We start from the raw sequence: 15,298 nt of genomic DNA, 5'->3' as shown, positions 1-15,298 counted from the left end.
GCCATGACTTTTTTTGTATCCGAGGGGAGCACGGCCGCCGCGCTCGCAGGACCGATCCCCAGCCCGCGTCCGGCTCGCGTACCCGATCTGATAAAAGACGACGCGCAGGCGCTAGCGGTCGCGCAACGGCTCGCCGCTGAATTCGCGCCGAATGCGGCGCTGCGTGACCGCGAGCGTCACTTGCCATGGGCCGAGCTGGATGCCTTCGTCCTGAGCGGCCTGTGGGGTATCACCGTACCGCGCGCATACGGCGGCGCAGGCGTCACCAACGGTGTGCTGGCAGAGGTGACAGCGATCATCTCGGCAGCCGACGGGTCGCTCGGCCAGATTCCGCAAAACCATTACTACGCGCTCGAAGTCTTGCGCGTGGGCGGTAGTCACGCCCAAAGACGCTTCTTTTACGAGCGTGTCCTGGCGGGCGAACGCTTTGGCAATGCGCTCGCCGAGATCGGCAACAAGGACTTCAAGCGCCGCACTCGGCTCACGCGCGCGCCGGGCGACTGGCATATAGACGGCCAGAAGTTTTATTGCACTGGCGCCCTCTATGCGCACTGGATTCCCACGCTGGTCGTGGCGGACGATGATGGCCGTGACGTGACGTACCTGGTGTTCGTGCCGCGTGGAGCGCCGGGAGTGACCGTCACCGACGACTGGGACGGCTTCGGCCAGCGGGTGACCGGCAGCGGCTCGGTCCGCTTCGAACACGTAGCGGTGCAGCCGGAATGGGTCATACCGTTCCAAACCTCGTTTGATCGCCCCACCACCATTGGTCCGCTGGCGCAGATCATCCACGCGGCCATCGATCTGGGTCAGGCCCGTGGCGCATTCAATGCGATGTTGCCGTTCATCCGCGAGCGTTCGCGGCCGTGGATCGATGCGAAGGTCGCGCGTGCCAGTGACGACCCGCTGACGATCGCCCAGGTCGGCGATCTCGCGGTGCGCCTTCGGGCAGCGGAGGCCCTGGTGCGTAGAGCAGGACGGGCAGTCGACGCGGCGCAGGCCGATCCCACCGAGCGCTCGGTGGCAGAAGCCTCCGTCGCGGTGGCCGAGGCGCGTGCGCTCACGACCACCGCGTCACTCGACGCCGGCTCGCGCCTGTTCGAACTCGCGGGTACGGCCGCTACGCTCGACAGCCTCGGTCTTGACCGCTTCTGGCGCAATGCGCGCACCCATACGCTGCATGACCCGGTGCGCTGGAAGTATCACGCCGTGGGTAACTTCTATCTCAACGACAAGCTTCCGCCCCGGCATGGAGCGCTTTGATGGTTGGGTGGGCGAGTGAATGCCGGGGCACGAGGATGTTGCTGAATCGGGACACGGACCAAGCGGCAATTTCGTGCCTTATTCCCCAAGTCATGAAACGCCCGCCTGCATCTCCGGCACCACTTCGGCGCTGCGTTTTCTTCGCAGCCGCGGATTGAATGCGGTATGCAGTGCGTCGCTCAGCAGGTTGAGTCCGAGCACGGTCAATGCAATCGCCGAGCCCGGCACCGCGATCATGTACCAGGCAGTGCGCAACGCTTCGCGCCCCGTGCCGACCATCGAACCCCAGCTCACCACATTCGGGTCGCCGAGCCCGAGGAACGACAACGCTGCTTCCGACAGGATTGCATTGGCGACCAGCAGGGCGGTGGAGACGAGAATGGGCGTCATCGCGTTGGGCAGGATTTCGATGAAAATCAGGTGCGCATCGCTGGCGCCTATCGCGACGCTCGCACTGACAAACTCGCGCTCTCGCAACACAATAAACTCACCACGCGTCAGGCGCGCGATGCTGGGCCATGCCGTCACGCCGAGCGCAAAAACGATGGTGGTCAGTGAAGGCGTCAAGATGGCGACAAGAATGATGGCAAGCAGGAAGGGCGGTACGGTCTGGAAGAACTCGGTGAACGCCATGAGCACCTGATCGATCAGACCGCCGAAAAAACCTGCGATGCCACCAATCAGGATGCCTAAAACAAGTGCGATGACTGCGACCGATCCGCCCACGTACAGCGAGACACGTGCCCCATGAAAGAGCCCTGCCAGCAGGTCACGTCCCATCAGGTCCGTGCCGAGCGGATACGCACTATCGGCGCCGGGCCACTGGTAGGGCGCGGCGACCATATCCAGCGGATCGCCCGGAAAAAGCCAGTTCGCCGAAAGTGCCGCGCCCAAGGCCAGCACGAGCAGAAGTGCGCCGAAGAACGCCGACGGCTGACTAAAAAAATGCAGGAATTTTTTCATTGCCGGTGCCTCGTACGCGGATCGATCAAGCCATAAAGCAGGTCGACAACCAGATTCAACACGACCACCAGAACCGCCGACAGCAGCAACACGCCGACCAGCAGATTGACGTCCCGGCTCTTGATCGCTTCGAACGAGAGTTGCCCAAGTCCCGGCCAGCCGAACACCGTTTCCACGATGATCGAGCCGCCGAGCAACGCGCTGCTTTGCAGGCCCAGCATTGTGAGAACGGGCAGGATGGCATGACGCAATGCGTGGTGCGTCACCACGTACCAGGGCCGTCCACCCTTGGCGCGGGCGGTGCGAATAAAATCTTCCTGCAGCGTCTCGATCATCGACGCGCGCGCCAGTCGTGCGAAGACGGCGACGTAATAAAGCACGAGGGTGGCCGCAGGCAGCACGAGGTGGCGCAGCCGGTCGAGCAGCAGCCCGAAGCCGTGATGAGCGATGTTGGTATCGACGATACCGCCGATCGGGAACCATTCGAGATGCACGCCAAACACCACGATGAGCATCAGCGCTGTCCAGAACATTGGCGCGGAATAGCCGAGGGTTGCAAGCGTTGACAAGAAGGTGTCGACGAAACCATGCGGCCGGCGCGCGGCGAGCACGCCCAGCAATACGCCCAGCAGCACCGAGATGACCAGTGACGTGCCGATCAATACCAGCGTGGCGGGCAAGCGTTCAAAGATCAGCGTCGCGACCGGTTCGCCGAAGCGAAACGAAAAGCCGAGATCGAGCCGTAGCGCATGCCCGACGTAATGCAGCAACTGCCACACGACACTATGGTTGAGCCCGTAAGCCTCACGAAGCTGGGCCACGTACTCCGGCGAGACGTTGCCGCTTTCGCTCGCGATGACATCGACGAGATCACCCGGCATCAGCTTGAGCAGCACGAAGTTGAGCACCGTGGTGCCGAGCAGGACCAGCACCAGTTGAATCAGGCGCCGTCTGATCCTGCCTCCGTTAATGCCAGATGTCAGTTGCAGCATGGTTGTTACGCCTTGTCGAACCAGACTTGCGCGAAGTTGGCACGCGAATGGCTGGCGGTATCGGTGACATTGCGCAGGTTTTTGGCCCACACGCCGAACCAGCGGAACTCGAACAGGTTGATGAGCGACAGGTCGCGTTGAGCGATCTTTTGCAACTGGAAGTACAGGTCGCGTCGTTTGGCCGGATCGGTTTCCGTTTGTGCCGCTTCGATCACATGATCCATCTCGGGACTTGCATAGCCGGACGCGTTGAACCAGGGCGTACCTTTGGCTTCCGCCTTCGACCAGTAATGCTGTTCTATGCCGATCTGCGGATCCAGGCCGTCTGTGCCCCAACTGCTGATGAGCTGGAAGTTGTAGTCCGTGAAGACGTTCTTGATCCAGGTCGGCAGATCCTGTCCCCGCAAGGTCACGTCGATGCCAACCCGGCGCAGCGCCTGACGCACGAATTCACCGGTACGACGATAGTCGTCGCCATACGGGATGAAATCGTGATTGAGCTTGAAACGCCAGCCATCCGCTTGCTTCGGGAAGCCCGCTTTGTCGAGCAGGGTTTCGGCGAGTTTGGGGTCGTACGGGTACTGCTGCGTGTCGGGCGTGTAGAACGCCTTCACCAGCGACGATTCCGGGCCCGTAGCGGGCACGGCGTAGCCACCCCACACAGTCTTCACCAGGACGTCCCGGTTGATCGCGTGCGCGATGGCCTGACGAACTTCGAGCTTGGCAAGGATTGGGTCCCGCAGGTTTGGTTCGAGCCATAGCCACGCTGCGTAGCCGTTGTAACCTTCCTGCGAAACCACGAGGTTGGGCAGTTTGGCGAGCCGGTCCGCGTCCGCGAACGTCACCGGGTTGCGCTCGCCATATTGCGCGGCGCCCGTCTCGAGCGCTGTGGCTCGCCCCGACACGTCGGGCGTGATCTTCCAGGTCAGGCGATCGAGATACGGCTGACCAGGCGCCCAGTACTTGTCGTTGCGATCCAGCACGATACGGTCGCCGCGCAGCCATTCCTTGAATACGAACGGCCCGGTCCCCACCGGTTTGTTGTTGTACGGATTGTTGCGGATGTCCGTATTTTCGTAGAGATGCTTCGGCAGGATCGGCGTGCCGAGCGAATCGAGAATACCGAAGGTGGCAGGCGTCGATTTCGATAAATGCAGAACGACCGTATGCGCATCCGGCGTGTCGATTCTTGTCAGGTATTGCAGCACACGCCGCGATGCCGGGCTGATCTTGAGCCAGACTTCTTCGGCGGAAAATTTCACGTCGGCGGCGGTGAACGGCTGGCCGTCGTGCCAGGTCGCGTTCTGACGCAGCTTGAAGGTCCACGTGAGGCTGTCGGGCGAGACCGTCCAACTTTCCGCCAACTGCGGACGCGGCTTCAGGTCGGGGCCGTATTCAACAAGACCATCGAATATCTTGCTCGCGACCGCTCCAATCATGGTGGCGGAATTCACAAAGAACGCGAGGGTCGGCGGTTCCGGATGAATGACGGCGGTCAACGTGCCGCCTCGTTTGGCGCCCTGCAAGGTGTTCGACAGCGGTTCGGTCAACGCCCATGCTTCGCCGGTGAACATGAACGGTGTTGCCGCGCCCGCGAGCAATGCGCCGGCGCCTTTGAGCAAGCGCCGCCGCTTGAGGTCGGCCACGGCCGCCCCTAGCGAATCATCGCGAAACAGGAGTGTCGAGGTCGAAGGCGGGAGTGGCTTGGGGCGCTTGGATGTCACGATGGATTTTCCTTGTGGTGAACGGCAACGGCACATGCGACGACGGTACGGCGTCGATCAGGGCACGCGTGTAGGGATGTTGCGGCGAGGTCCAGATCGAGCGGTGATCGCCGGTTTCGACGAGACGTCCCGCTTGCATCACGAGCACGCGATCAGCGATATAGCGAACAACAGAAAGGTCATGCGAGATGAAGAGCAGCGCGAGCCCGAGTTCGGCCTTGAGGTCGGCGAGGAGATCGAGAATTTGCGCCTGGATGGATACATCGAGGGCCGACACCGGCTCATCGCAGATCACCAGTTCAGGTTCGAGCACAAGCGCTCGCGCAATGCCTATGCGTTGTCGCTGGCCGCCGGAAAATTCGTGCGGATAGCGCTGCAGTGCCGAAGCCGGCAGGCCAACCGCATCTACTATGCGGCGAATTTTTGTTTCGCGTTCGCGTCGTTGCGACACGCCATGAATCGCCAGGGCAAGGCCGAGCGTTCGTTCGACGGTGTGGCGCGGATTGAGCGAGCCGTACGGGTCCTGAAAGATCATCTGCACGCGTCTGCGGTAGGGACGCAATGCACGGCGCCGGCGATGCGTGACGTCGTCGCCATCGAATACGATGCTGCCCGCGGACGGTTCCAGGAGTCGCGTCAACGCGCGGGAAAGCGATGACTTTCCGCAGCCCGATTCTCCGACGAGTCCCACCGTCTCGCCTTCTCGAATGTTGAACGAAACACTGTCGACTGCGCGCACATTGTGTCCCGTGCTGGGATAGTCGACCTGCAAGCCGGTTACCTCAAGCAGGATGCGCGGGGCGGTACTCGCTATTGCGTTTGTGGCTTCTGTGGCTGTCAGCCGCTCGCTGATGGTCTCCGTCAGGCGGCCGTCACGATAATGCAGTCCCGCGCCGAAGTGCAGCGACGCGCCAAGGAGCGCGCGCGTGTACGGCTGCGCAGGATGCGCGAACAACGTCGCAGTGTCGGCTTCCTCCACCTTCGTGCCGTCCTTCATCACGATCACGCGGTCTGCCCAGCGCGCGACGACACCGAGGTCGTGCGTGATCAGCAATACCGCCATCGACAACTCGCGTCGCAACTGATCGATGAGTTCTAGAATTTGCGCCTGGATGGTGACGTCGAGCGCCGTCGTGGGCTCGTCGGCGATCAGCAGGCTCGGGCGGCACGCTACCGCGATCGCGATCATCACGCGTTGTCGCTGGCCGCCGGAAAGCTGATGCGGATACTGATCGAAGCGCAGTGCTGGCTCGGGCAGACGCACGAGATCCAGAAGCTCAAGCGCCTGCTTGCGCGCCGCTGAAAACGACATCGGCCGATGCAGCGTCAGCGCTTCGGCGACCTGCCGCCCGATCGGCTGAAGCGGGTTGAGCGACGTCATCGGCTCCTGGAAAATCATGCCGATGCGATTGCCGCGCAACGCGCTCCATTCCCGTTCTCGCAGCGTGAGCAACGCCTGGCCTTCGAAGCGTATCGATCCTTCTACATGCGCTTGCGCCGGCAGAAGTCCCATTGCAGCCAATGCGATGGTCGATTTACCGCTGCCCGATTCCCCGACCAGCGCCAGCATTTCGCCATGTTGAATGGAGAGGTCGATGGGGTGAACCGCCGGACGTCCGCCGAACGATACGGCCAGCTTGTTCAGTTCGAGCAGTGGAGTTGTCGGGTTCATCTCGACAGCGCGCCCGTGCGTTGTTCTGGCAGCTGCGCCGCGCTGCCGGGATAGCCGATCACCATGTTCCCTTCGGTTCTTTCATTGATGAGATGCTCGATTGTCGAAAATCGTCGCTTAAGCAGATAAGGCGTTTTGCAAGTCCTGTCCACGTTGATGTCGAAGCCGTCACGGCTGAAGAAATGCACGATGAAAGCACTCAGAGGGATGTTCTGGCTCATGGAGGGCCATGTGACGGACGAATGGAAATGAAAGAGGATCGATCGCCTTGCAGCATTGGGCAGTGCGCGAGCGACAAGGCAGGATCGCTAGGATGGCATGGTTGCGTTTTTTGGCTAACCATCGAATTGACATTTGCATTCCACGAAAGCGACGTGACCCCACGATGCGACGGCCGTGGCGATGGCGCACGCAGGTCAGCGGCTAATTGCTTCCCGAATCACGTTGGCCAGCGCCAAGTGCGGCGCGCGCAGCAATACCGCGCAACAGCGCTTTCGACGGCGCACGAATCTGGCAGCAAAGAACATTGCAACGGTGCAGCTCTAACGCGTCGCGACGCGCCAGCCCACGGTTGCCCGCGAGATCGATCGCAAGCCCTGCTGGCACCTGGCAAGGAACTTTCGATGAAACGTTTCATTGACAACGCCAGGGACATTGTCTAGATTAGGGCGTGCTGCGGGGCGTGCTGTGATTCGGGGTTTCAAAGATCTGATCCGCGGCGGTGCCATAACCAGGCGAAAGGGCTTTCTCATGAGCGAACGAGATCCTACGGTGGTGGAGCTTGGGGACGACTTTCCCGAGATCCGTACAGCTATCCAGGCAATCTGCAAGCGGTTCCCCGGTGACTATTGGCGCGCTCTGGAAGACAAGGCCGCTTATCCGGACGAATTTGTCGGGGCGTTGACCAAGGCCGGCTATCTGGCGGCCCTGATTCCTGAGGAATACGGCGGCGCCGGGTTGCCACTGCGCGCGGCAGCGGTGATTCTCGAAGAAATTCATGCGAGCGGGTGCAGTGCGGGAGCATGCCACGCGCAGATGTACATCATGGGGACGCTGCTGCGGCACGGCAGCGCCGCGCAAAAACAGAAGTATCTGCCCGAGATTGCCGCTGGACGCTTGCGCCTGCAAGCGTTCGGCGTGACCGAGCCGAACACCGGCTCAGACACGACGCAACTCCGGACTCGTGCTGTGCGCGATGGTGACCACTACGTCATCACCGGGCAGAAAGTGTGGATATCGCGCGCCCGTCAGTCCGATCTGCTCTTGTTGCTGGCCCGAACCAAGCCATTGGAAGAGGTCACGAAGCGCTCCGACGGCCTGTCGGTATTCCTGATCGACATGCGCGAAGCCGTCGGCCACGGACTCGAGATCCGCATGCTCGACGCAATGATCAACCACCAGACCACCGAACTCTTTTTCGATGGCTTGCGGATCCCGAGCGACAACCTGATTGGTGAGGAGAATCGCGGGTTTCGCTACATTCTCGACGGCATGAACGCGGAACGCATACTCGTGGCGTCGGAGGCGATCGGAGACGCGCGTTTCTTCATCCGCAAGGCGGCCGCCTATGCGAGCGAGCGCGTGGTATTTGGCCGTCCGATCGGGCAAAACCAGGGCGTGCAATTTCCCATCGCGCGCGCCTATGCCGAAACCCGGGCCGCCGATCTCGTCAACCGCAGTGCCGCCGCGTTGTTCAGCGCCGGGCGTGAGTGCGGCGAGGAGGCGAACCTGGCCAAGCTGCTTGCCTCGGAAGCCACGTGGCATGCAGGGGACACGGCGATGCAGACCCACGGCGGTTTCGGCTTTGCGCGCGAATACGATATCGAGCGCAAGTGGCGTGATACGAGGCTTTTTCAGATCGCGCCGATCTCGACCAATCTCATCCTCTCGTATCTCGGGGAACATGTACTCGGCATGCCACGTTCGTACTAAAAACAAGTGGAACACAAGTAAGACTTGACGGGGGAGACACCATGTCGAGGTCCGGATTCAGACTGACGAGATGGCTGCTGGGAATAGGGCTAGGCATAGGTCTCGCGGTGCTTTGCGAGACAAGTTTTGCAGCTTACCCCGACCACGCCATTCGTCTGGTCGTACCGTTCGCTGCGGGCGGTTTCACCGACACGCTGGCACGCGTCGTCGCGCAGAAACTGGGCCAGAAGCTTGGACAGGCGGTGATCGTGGATAACCGCGCGGGCGCGGGCGGCAACATCGGCGCCGAGGTGGTAGCGAAATCAGCGCCCGACGGCTACACGCTGTTTCTCGCGACCAATGCCACGCACGGCATCAATCCGACCCTCTACAAGGACATTCCCTTCGACGCGGTGAAGGATTTCACGCCCGTGGTCCTGATGGTATCGACTCCCAACCTGTTGCTCGTCACGCCGTCGTTGCCGGTCAAGAGCGTGGCCGAACTGGTCGCGCTGGCGAAGTCGAAACCTGGACAACTCAGCTATGGGTCGACCGGCATTGGCACGTCAACGCACTTGCAGGGTGAGTTGTTCAAGTCGGTCGAGGGCATTCAGATGACCCACGTTCCGTACCGGGGAAGCTCGCAGGCGGTTATCGACCTGATCGGCGGCACCGTGCAGGTGATGTTCGACAACATCCCGTTCGAGTATCCGCAGATCAAGGCGGGCAAGGTCCGCGCGCTGGCGGTGACGAGCAAGAAGCGTTCGCCGCTGTTGCCGGACGTGCCGACCATGACCGAGCTAGGCATCCCCGGGTTCGAGTTCGGCGCCTGGTTCGGCATTGCGGCGCCGGCCAATACGCCGCCGGATATCGTCGCGAAGATCAACGCGGACGTGAACCAGATACTCGCGATGCCGGATGTGCAAGCCAAGCTGCCCGGCACCGAGATGCTGGGCGGTTCGCCCCAGCAGTTCGCCGTGTTCATTGCCGCCGAGATTGCCAAGTGGCGCACGGTGATTCGATCAATCAACTTACAGGCGCAATGATGACAGACACACTCGGGCAGAACGCGGAGCCGTCGTGGGACGAGGAAGCGGAGGTGGTCGTGATCGGCGGCGGTTTGGCTGGACACTGCGCGGCCCTGGAGTTGGCGGCGCAGGGTGTCGAGGCGCTGCTGCTCGAAAAGCAGCCGGAAATAGGTGGCTCGACGGTCCTGAGCGGCGGTTCGTTCGCCTTCGCCGGCACGGAACTGCAGCGCAGCAACGGCATCGAGGATTCGGTTGCGATGCTGTTCGACGACCTGCGCCGGGTGGGCGGTTTCGGCAATGAAGAGCGCCTGGTGCGCGTGTATGTCGACAATCAGCTGGACACCTATCACTGGCTGGCCGAACACGGTGTCGTGTTCGAAAAGGTGTTTCTCGCGGCGGGTCATTCGGTGCCGCGCGCCCATTCCCGCAATCCGCGTGTCGTGCTCGAGACGCTCGCCGCAGCGGCGCAAGCCTCCGGACGGGTCTCGACGCGCACTCGCGCCGCCGTGCGGCGGCTGGTGCGCACGAGTAGCGACGGGCCCGTCGAGGGCGTCGTGGTGGACGTGGAGGGCCGGCAACGCGCGATCCGCGCGCTGCGCGGCGTAATCCTTGCAAGCGGCGGCTTTTCCCGAAACGACGACCTGCTGAAGCTGTTCGCGCCCACCCAGGCCGGCGCCATGCGAGCGGGCGGTCCGGGCAACGTCGGCGATGGCTTGCGCATGGCCTGGCGCCTCGGCGCCGGCATGCGCGACATGGGCTACATCAAGGGCACCTTCGGGGGTTATCCCGGGGCGAAACCCGGTGAACATGCGCTCATGCTGCCGATCTACGTCGGCGCGATTGCGGTGAACGCACAGGGAGAGCGATTCATCGACGAATCGAAGTCGTACAAGCTCATCGGCGACGCGGTGCTGCAACAGCCCGACGCGACCGGCTTCCAGATATTCGACCAGCGCATCTTCGAGCGCGGCCAGCCCGACATTCCGACCATGGCGTTCCAGGCGAAGTTTGCGCTCGGCCAGGTGGTAAGCGCGCCGACGCTGCGCGAACTGGCCGCGCGGCTCGGCATCGACGAAGCCGGCCTGACAAAAACGGTCGACGCCTATAACGCCTACGTGGAAGCGGGCAGCGACCGCACGTTCGGGCGTTCCGCCCTCAGCAATGGCTATGGAAAGCTGGAACGGATCGACGCGCCGCCGTTCTACGGATATCCATCGAAGAGCGTGATCGTGGCGACGTATTGCGGCGTCGCGGTCGATCCCGGCATGCGGGTGTGCGATGTCTACGACACACCCATCGCCGGGCTTTATGCAGCGGGAGAAGTCGTGGGCGGCCTGCACGGCAACGCGTACATGACGGGCTCGTCGCTTGGCAAGGCGGCGATCTTCGGCCGGCTCGCGGCGCGCGGCGCACTGGGTGTCGCTCGGGAGCGCGCAGGAGCGTCGGCATGAGCTTCGGCATGAGCGATGCTGCGCTTCCCCGGGAGGCCGACCTCATCGTGGTGGGCGGCGGGCTCGCGGGCTATTGCGCCGCGCTCGAAGCGGCTGAAACAGGCGCCTCGGTGCTGTTGCTCGAACGGGAACACAAGATCGGCGGCGCGACCATTCTCAGCGGCGGTTCGTTCGCCTTCGCGGGCACGGAATTGCAGCGCCGCCTGGGCATTGAGGACTCCCCGCAGTTGCTGTTCGATGACCTTCGCCGTGTCGGCGGCTATGAGAACGACGCGGCGCTGGTGCAAGTCTACGTCGACCTGCAACTCGATACCTACGCGTGGCTGGCCGAGCGCGGCGTGCGCTTCGAACAGGTATTCGTGGCGTCGGGGCAGTCGGTGCCGCGCGGCCATTCGCGCAATCCGCTCCAGGTGTTGTCGGTGATCGCGGCGCGTGCGCATGAAACCGGCCGCGTCCAGACCCGCTTATCCGCCCGCGCGCTGCGATTGATCAGATCCGGTGCCGATGGCGAGATCGAAGGCGTAAACGCGCGAACAGCGAGCGGTGTGGAACAGGTCAGGGCGCGCCACGGCGTGGTGTTGACGACCGGCGGATTTTCGCGCAACGAGATGCTGCTGACGCTGTTCGCGCCCGGGCAGGCTGGCGCGCAACGCATGGGCGGCCCCGGCAACACGGGCGACGGCCTCCTGATGGCGTGGCGGGAAGGCGCCGCGTTTCGCGACATGGCCTATATCAAGGGCACCTTCGGGAGCCATGTCAGCGCCGGAGCGGAAGACCATTTCCTGCTGTTCCCCATGTATGCGGGCGGTATCGTGGTCAACGCCGAGGCCCGGCGCTTTGTCGATGAATCGCTCTCCTACAAGCTGATAGGCGATGCCTGCCTGCGCCAGACGGATTGCCGCGGCTACCAGATCTTCGACCAAGCGATTTTTGAACGGGGCCGCCCCGGCATTCCATCGATGGATTTTGCGGCGGACCTTGCCGCCGGACGCGTCATCACGGCGCCGACGCTCGACGAACTGGCGCAACGGCTCGGCCTGGATCCGCCACAGCTTGCCGCGACTGTCGCCGAGTACAACTGTTTTGTCGCGAGCGGGCGCGATCCGGCATTCGGCCGCGACGGCTTGTGCAACCACTACGGCGCGCTCGTGCGCATCGAAACCGCGCCGTTCTACGCATTCGTCAGTACAAGCGTCGTACTCGCCACGTATTGCGGCCTGAGCGTCGACGCCTCGGCCCGGGTGCAGGACGTATTCGGCGCGCCGATAGAACGCTTGTTTGCAGCGGGAGGGGTGATGGGCGGATTTCATGGCAAGGCCTACATGACAGGCACGGCCAACGGCAAGGCGGCGATCTTCGGCCGCGTCGCCGCGCGCGCCGCGTTGGCATCATGATCGCGCAAGGCGCGCTCGGCGCGCGGGATCATCGCTCAGGCGAGCGGACCGTTCGATACATCGACGAAGGAACGGGACCGGCGCTGGTGCTGCTGCATGCGTTCGCGGAGGACGGCACGCTCTGGTCGCCGCAGATTCGCGCGCTCGGTACGCAGCGCCGAGTCATCGCGCCCGATCTGCGGGGCGCGGGCGGCTCGGGGCACGCGAACGGCACGCACGCCGCCGTGGTGACAATGGATACCCACGCCGACGACATCGTGGATCTGATGGACCATCTCGGCGTGCAAAAGGCGGTGATCGGCGGCATTTCGCTTGGCGGCTACGTCGCGCTTTCGCTGGTTTTACGTTATCCGGACCGGGTATCCGGACTGATTCTCGCCAACACACGCGCCGGCGCTGACTCAGAGCAAGGGCGCGCGCAACGCGAGGCGCTGGCGCTCGAAGTCGAGCGGCGCGGCCCGCAAGCTGTCGTCGACAGTTTCGGGGAGCGGCCTTTCGGCCCCGATTGCTCCGAAGACGCGAAGACCTTCGCGCGCTCGATCACCCTGCGGCAAAGCATCCCGGGACTCACCTCGTTCATCCGGGGCATGGCACAGCGTCCGGACCGGACGCCGGCGCTCGCGTCGATCCGCACCCCGACGCTGATCGTGAGCGGGACCGAGGACATCCTGATTCCCTCAGCCGAAAGCGTTGCGATGCAGCGCTTGATCGCGGGCAGTCATTTCGTCGATATTCCGCGCGCCGGGCATCTGTCGAATATCGACAAAACCGATGTGTTCAATGCGGTGGTCGAGAACTTCCTGACCGGCTCGGGTTTCGTCGCTTGACTGTGTGGTCATCCTTGCCGGATTTCATCTGTCTTTTTTGGCGTGAAACGTTTCATTGACAGTGCTATCCTTCTTGCATAGACTTTTTGAAACCTCGACTTCCGGGACTGCTCATGGATCTCCCTCTCGCAGGCATCACCCTGGTCGAAATGGGCCATAGCGTCGCGGCGCCCTTTGCCGGTCAGATATTCGGAGATCTGGGAGCGCGCGTCGTCAAGGTCGAGAACCCCGCTGGCGGAGACGACGCCCGTTCGTGGGGACCGCCGTTCTGGCACGGCGCATCGGCGACATTCCAAAGCCTCAACCGCAACAAACTCTCCGTGGCGCTCGACCTCAAGGACCCAGTCGAATGTGAACGGCTGCGCGCTTTCATCGTGGATGAAGCCGACGTGGTGATCCAGAACATGCGCCCGGGGCTGGTCAAACGGCTTGGACTCGACGACACGTTGCGCCAACTCAATCCACGTCTTGTCTACTGCAATCTTGGCGCGTACGGCGCAGGCAGCCCGATGGCCGACAAGCCCGGCTATGACCCGCTGATGCAGGCGTTCGGCGGGATCATGAGCGTGACCGGCGAGGCGGGCCGCGCGCCGGTTCGGGTGGGGCCTTCCATTGTGGACATGGGCGCGGGACTGTGGACGGTGATCGGCGTGATGGCGGCGCTGGAACGGCGCCATCGTACCGGCGAGGGCTGCACGGTCGATACCTCGCTGCTGGAGACGGCGCTCTCGTGGATGACCGTGCCGGTCGCACTCGCGCTCGCGTCGGGAAAAGACCCGCAGCGCACGGGCTCCGAGGCGGCGATGATCGTTCCGTATAAAGCGTATCTGGCGGCGGACTGCTATCTGATCATCGCCGCAGGCAACGACGCGCTGTTCCGGCGGCTGTGCGGCGTGCTCGACCGGCCCGACTGGGCCACCGATCCCCGCTTTGCGACCAACGCGGCACGGGTCGAACATCGCGAGGTGCTCAATGCACTGATCGACGCAATCGTGCTGACGCGTAGCGCTGATGAATGGGTGACGCGGCTCGATGCGGCCGGCGTGCCGGCAACGGTGCTGCAGTCGGTCAGCGAAGTCCTGGCGCATCCGCAGACGCGGGCGCTGGATATGGTCCGGCCGCTGCCCGACGGTTCCATGTCGCTGATGAGCCTGCCGCTGCGCTTCGATGGCGAACGCCTGCCATTCCGCTCCACGCCGCCGGCTCTCGGCGCGGACAACGGTACCTTCTTCGAGCTGACGCAACCGGAGCCTTCGTAATGAGCAGCCGCTACGAAACCTTGCTGGTCGATGAAGTCTCCCCGGGCGTCATACAGGTCACGCTGAACCGCCCGCACGTGCGCAACGCCCTCAACACGCAGATGGGCAGGGAACTGCGCGAGCTGTTCCTGCCGTTGAAGTTCACGCCGGGCGACTGGCGCGGCATCGTGGTCACCGGGTCCGGCGTACAGGCGTTCTGTTCCGGCGGGGACCTCAAAGAGCGGCGTGGCATGAGCGATCACGACTGGCGCCTGCAACACGCGATCTTCGAGGAAGCGTATTACGCGATCATGGACTGCACGGTTCCGGTGATCGCGGCCGTGAACGGAGCGGCCTATGCCGGCGGCTGCGAACTGGCGTTGGCGTGCGATTTCATCTACGCCTCGGCCGAAGCACGGTTTGCGCTCACGGAAGTCACGCTTGGCATCATGCCTGGCGCCGGCGGCACGCAGAATCTGCCGCGCGCCATGGGCGAACGCCGCGCGAAGGAGATCATCCTGTCCGGTACGCCATTCAGCGCGCAGCAGGCGTTTGACTGGGGCATGGTGAACGCGGTGCACGCGCCCCACGAGGTGCTGCCCGCCGCGCTCGCCACGGCCGCGAAGATCGCATCGAATGCGCCAATATCAGTGCAACAGGCGAAGAAGGCGATTCACTACGGCCTGCAAGGCGACTTGCGCAGCGGGCTGGTGCTGGAAGTGCAGGCTTACGAACGCATGATCCCGACGGAGGATCGGCGGGAAGGCATAGCGGCATTCAACGAGAAGCGTCCGCCGAAGTTCGTCGGCCGATAGGTAGTCGGGCCAGCAGACGC

13 protein-coding genes are annotated in these 15,298 nt (G+C 63.2%); 8 read left to right on the top strand and 5 right to left on the bottom strand.

Translation table 11 applies throughout. The features are described from left to right. The first annotated feature begins 3 nt into the window (after positions 1–3). Entirely contained in the window at positions 4–1,263 is a 1,260-nt protein-coding gene (locus ACSQ8V_RS37235; protein WP_436209155.1) for an SfnB family sulfur acquisition oxidoreductase, read from the top strand. Positions 1,264–1,353: 90 nt separating this feature from the next. On the opposite strand, the gene ACSQ8V_RS37230 is transcribed toward ACSQ8V_RS37235, so the two are convergent. The 5 genes from ACSQ8V_RS37230 to ACSQ8V_RS37210 are packed head-to-tail and all read right to left on the bottom strand — an operon-like array spanning position 1,354 to position 6,835. Continuing rightward, complete coding sequence (locus ACSQ8V_RS37230) at positions 1,354–2,226, bottom strand: ABC transporter permease (RefSeq protein ID WP_436209154.1); 873 nt, start codon at positions 2,224–2,226, stop codon at positions 1,354–1,356. Then, complete coding sequence (locus ACSQ8V_RS37225; RefSeq protein ID WP_436209153.1) at positions 2,223–3,218, bottom strand: ABC transporter permease; 996 nt, start codon at positions 3,216–3,218, stop codon at positions 2,223–2,225. Before ACSQ8V_RS37225 ends, ACSQ8V_RS37230 begins: the two co-directional genes overlap by 4 nt. A 5-nt stretch (positions 3,219–3,223) precedes the next feature. Continuing rightward, positions 3,224–4,942 carry an ABC transporter substrate-binding protein gene (locus ACSQ8V_RS37220; protein ID WP_436209152.1) on the bottom strand — a complete coding sequence of 573 codons (1,719 nt, stop codon included), beginning with the start codon at positions 4,940–4,942 and terminating at the stop codon, positions 3,224–3,226. Beyond that, the gene (locus ACSQ8V_RS37215) at positions 4,881–6,614 is read right to left on the bottom strand and encodes an ABC transporter ATP-binding protein (RefSeq protein WP_436209151.1); all 1,734 of its coding nucleotides are present in this window, start codon (positions 6,612–6,614) and stop codon (positions 4,881–4,883) included. Before ACSQ8V_RS37215 ends, ACSQ8V_RS37220 begins: the two co-directional genes overlap by 62 nt. After that, positions 6,611–6,835, bottom strand: coding sequence for a hypothetical protein (locus ACSQ8V_RS37210; protein WP_436209150.1), 225 nt, complete (start codon positions 6,833–6,835; stop codon positions 6,611–6,613). Before ACSQ8V_RS37210 ends, ACSQ8V_RS37215 begins: the two co-directional genes overlap by 4 nt. A gap of 529 nt (positions 6,836–7,364) precedes the next feature. Here ACSQ8V_RS37210 and ACSQ8V_RS37205 point away from each other — a divergent pair. The 7 genes from ACSQ8V_RS37205 to ACSQ8V_RS37175 all read left to right on the top strand — a co-directional run bounded on the left by ACSQ8V_RS37205 (position 7,365) and on the right by ACSQ8V_RS37175 (position 15,278). Then, positions 7,365–8,546, top strand: a complete 1,182-nt coding sequence (locus ACSQ8V_RS37205; RefSeq protein ID WP_436209149.1) for an acyl-CoA dehydrogenase family protein — start codon at positions 7,365–7,367, stop codon at positions 8,544–8,546. A gap of 41 nt (positions 8,547–8,587) precedes the next feature. Then, a complete protein-coding gene (locus tag ACSQ8V_RS37200) occupies positions 8,588–9,571 on the top strand; it encodes a tripartite tricarboxylate transporter substrate binding protein (RefSeq protein WP_436209148.1) in 984 nt (327 codons plus the stop codon). Next, positions 9,568–11,004 (top strand): FAD-dependent oxidoreductase, encoded by a 1,437-nt coding sequence (locus ACSQ8V_RS37195; protein WP_436209147.1) that lies wholly within the window; start codon positions 9,568–9,570, stop codon positions 11,002–11,004. Before ACSQ8V_RS37200 ends, ACSQ8V_RS37195 begins: the two co-directional genes overlap by 4 nt. Next, on the top strand, positions 11,001–12,398 hold the full coding sequence (locus tag ACSQ8V_RS37190) for an FAD-dependent oxidoreductase (RefSeq protein ID WP_436209146.1): 1,398 nt from the start codon (positions 11,001–11,003) through the stop codon (positions 12,396–12,398). Before ACSQ8V_RS37195 ends, ACSQ8V_RS37190 begins: the two co-directional genes overlap by 4 nt. After that, positions 12,395–13,225: an alpha/beta fold hydrolase gene (locus ACSQ8V_RS37185; RefSeq protein WP_436209145.1), complete on the top strand. Its 831-nt coding sequence runs from the start codon at positions 12,395–12,397 to the stop codon at positions 13,223–13,225. Before ACSQ8V_RS37190 ends, ACSQ8V_RS37185 begins: the two co-directional genes overlap by 4 nt. 113 nt (positions 13,226–13,338) lie before the next feature. Then, positions 13,339–14,484 carry a CaiB/BaiF CoA transferase family protein gene (locus ACSQ8V_RS37180; RefSeq protein ID WP_436209144.1) on the top strand — a complete coding sequence of 382 codons (1,146 nt, stop codon included), beginning with the start codon at positions 13,339–13,341 and terminating at the stop codon, positions 14,482–14,484. Further along, positions 14,484–15,278: an enoyl-CoA hydratase-related protein gene (locus tag ACSQ8V_RS37175; RefSeq protein ID WP_436209143.1), complete on the top strand. Its 795-nt coding sequence runs from the start codon at positions 14,484–14,486 to the stop codon at positions 15,276–15,278. Before ACSQ8V_RS37180 ends, ACSQ8V_RS37175 begins: the two co-directional genes overlap by 1 nt. Positions 15,279–15,298: the final 20 nt, after the last annotated feature.

The organism is Caballeronia sp. LjRoot31, from assembly GCF_964253885.1.
In the GTDB taxonomy this organism is placed as follows: Bacteria; Pseudomonadota; Gammaproteobacteria; order Burkholderiales; family Burkholderiaceae; genus Caballeronia.
Note: the sequence above shows the minus strand (reverse complement) of the source record. Positions and strands in the feature narration are given on the sequence as shown.

Coding starts and splice junctions, on each gene's coding strand:
- ACSQ8V_RS37180 (WP_436209144.1), top strand. CDS start 13,339: ATGGATCTCCCTCTCGCAGGCATCACCCTGGTCGAAATGGGCCATAGC.
- ACSQ8V_RS37200 (WP_436209148.1), top strand. CDS start 8,588: ATGTCGAGGTCCGGATTCAGACTGACGAGATGGCTGCTGGGAATAGGG.
- ACSQ8V_RS37185 (WP_436209145.1), top strand. CDS start 12,395: ATGATCGCGCAAGGCGCGCTCGGCGCGCGGGATCATCGCTCAGGCGAG.
- ACSQ8V_RS37175 (WP_436209143.1), top strand. CDS start 14,484: ATGAGCAGCCGCTACGAAACCTTGCTGGTCGATGAAGTCTCCCCGGGC.
- ACSQ8V_RS37230 (WP_436209154.1), bottom strand. CDS start 2,226: ATGAAAAAATTCCTGCATTTTTTTAGTCAGCCGTCGGCGTTCTTCGGC.
- ACSQ8V_RS37190 (WP_436209146.1), top strand. CDS start 11,001: ATGAGCTTCGGCATGAGCGATGCTGCGCTTCCCCGGGAGGCCGACCTC.
- ACSQ8V_RS37195 (WP_436209147.1), top strand. CDS start 9,568: ATGATGACAGACACACTCGGGCAGAACGCGGAGCCGTCGTGGGACGAG.
- ACSQ8V_RS37215 (WP_436209151.1), bottom strand. CDS start 6,614: ATGAACCCGACAACTCCACTGCTCGAACTGAACAAGCTGGCCGTATCG.
- ACSQ8V_RS37210 (WP_436209150.1), bottom strand. CDS start 6,835: ATGAGCCAGAACATCCCTCTGAGTGCTTTCATCGTGCATTTCTTCAGC.
- ACSQ8V_RS37235 (WP_436209155.1), top strand. CDS start 4: ATGACTTTTTTTGTATCCGAGGGGAGCACGGCCGCCGCGCTCGCAGGA.
- ACSQ8V_RS37205 (WP_436209149.1), top strand. CDS start 7,365: ATGAGCGAACGAGATCCTACGGTGGTGGAGCTTGGGGACGACTTTCCC.
- ACSQ8V_RS37225 (WP_436209153.1), bottom strand. CDS start 3,218: ATGCTGCAACTGACATCTGGCATTAACGGAGGCAGGATCAGACGGCGC.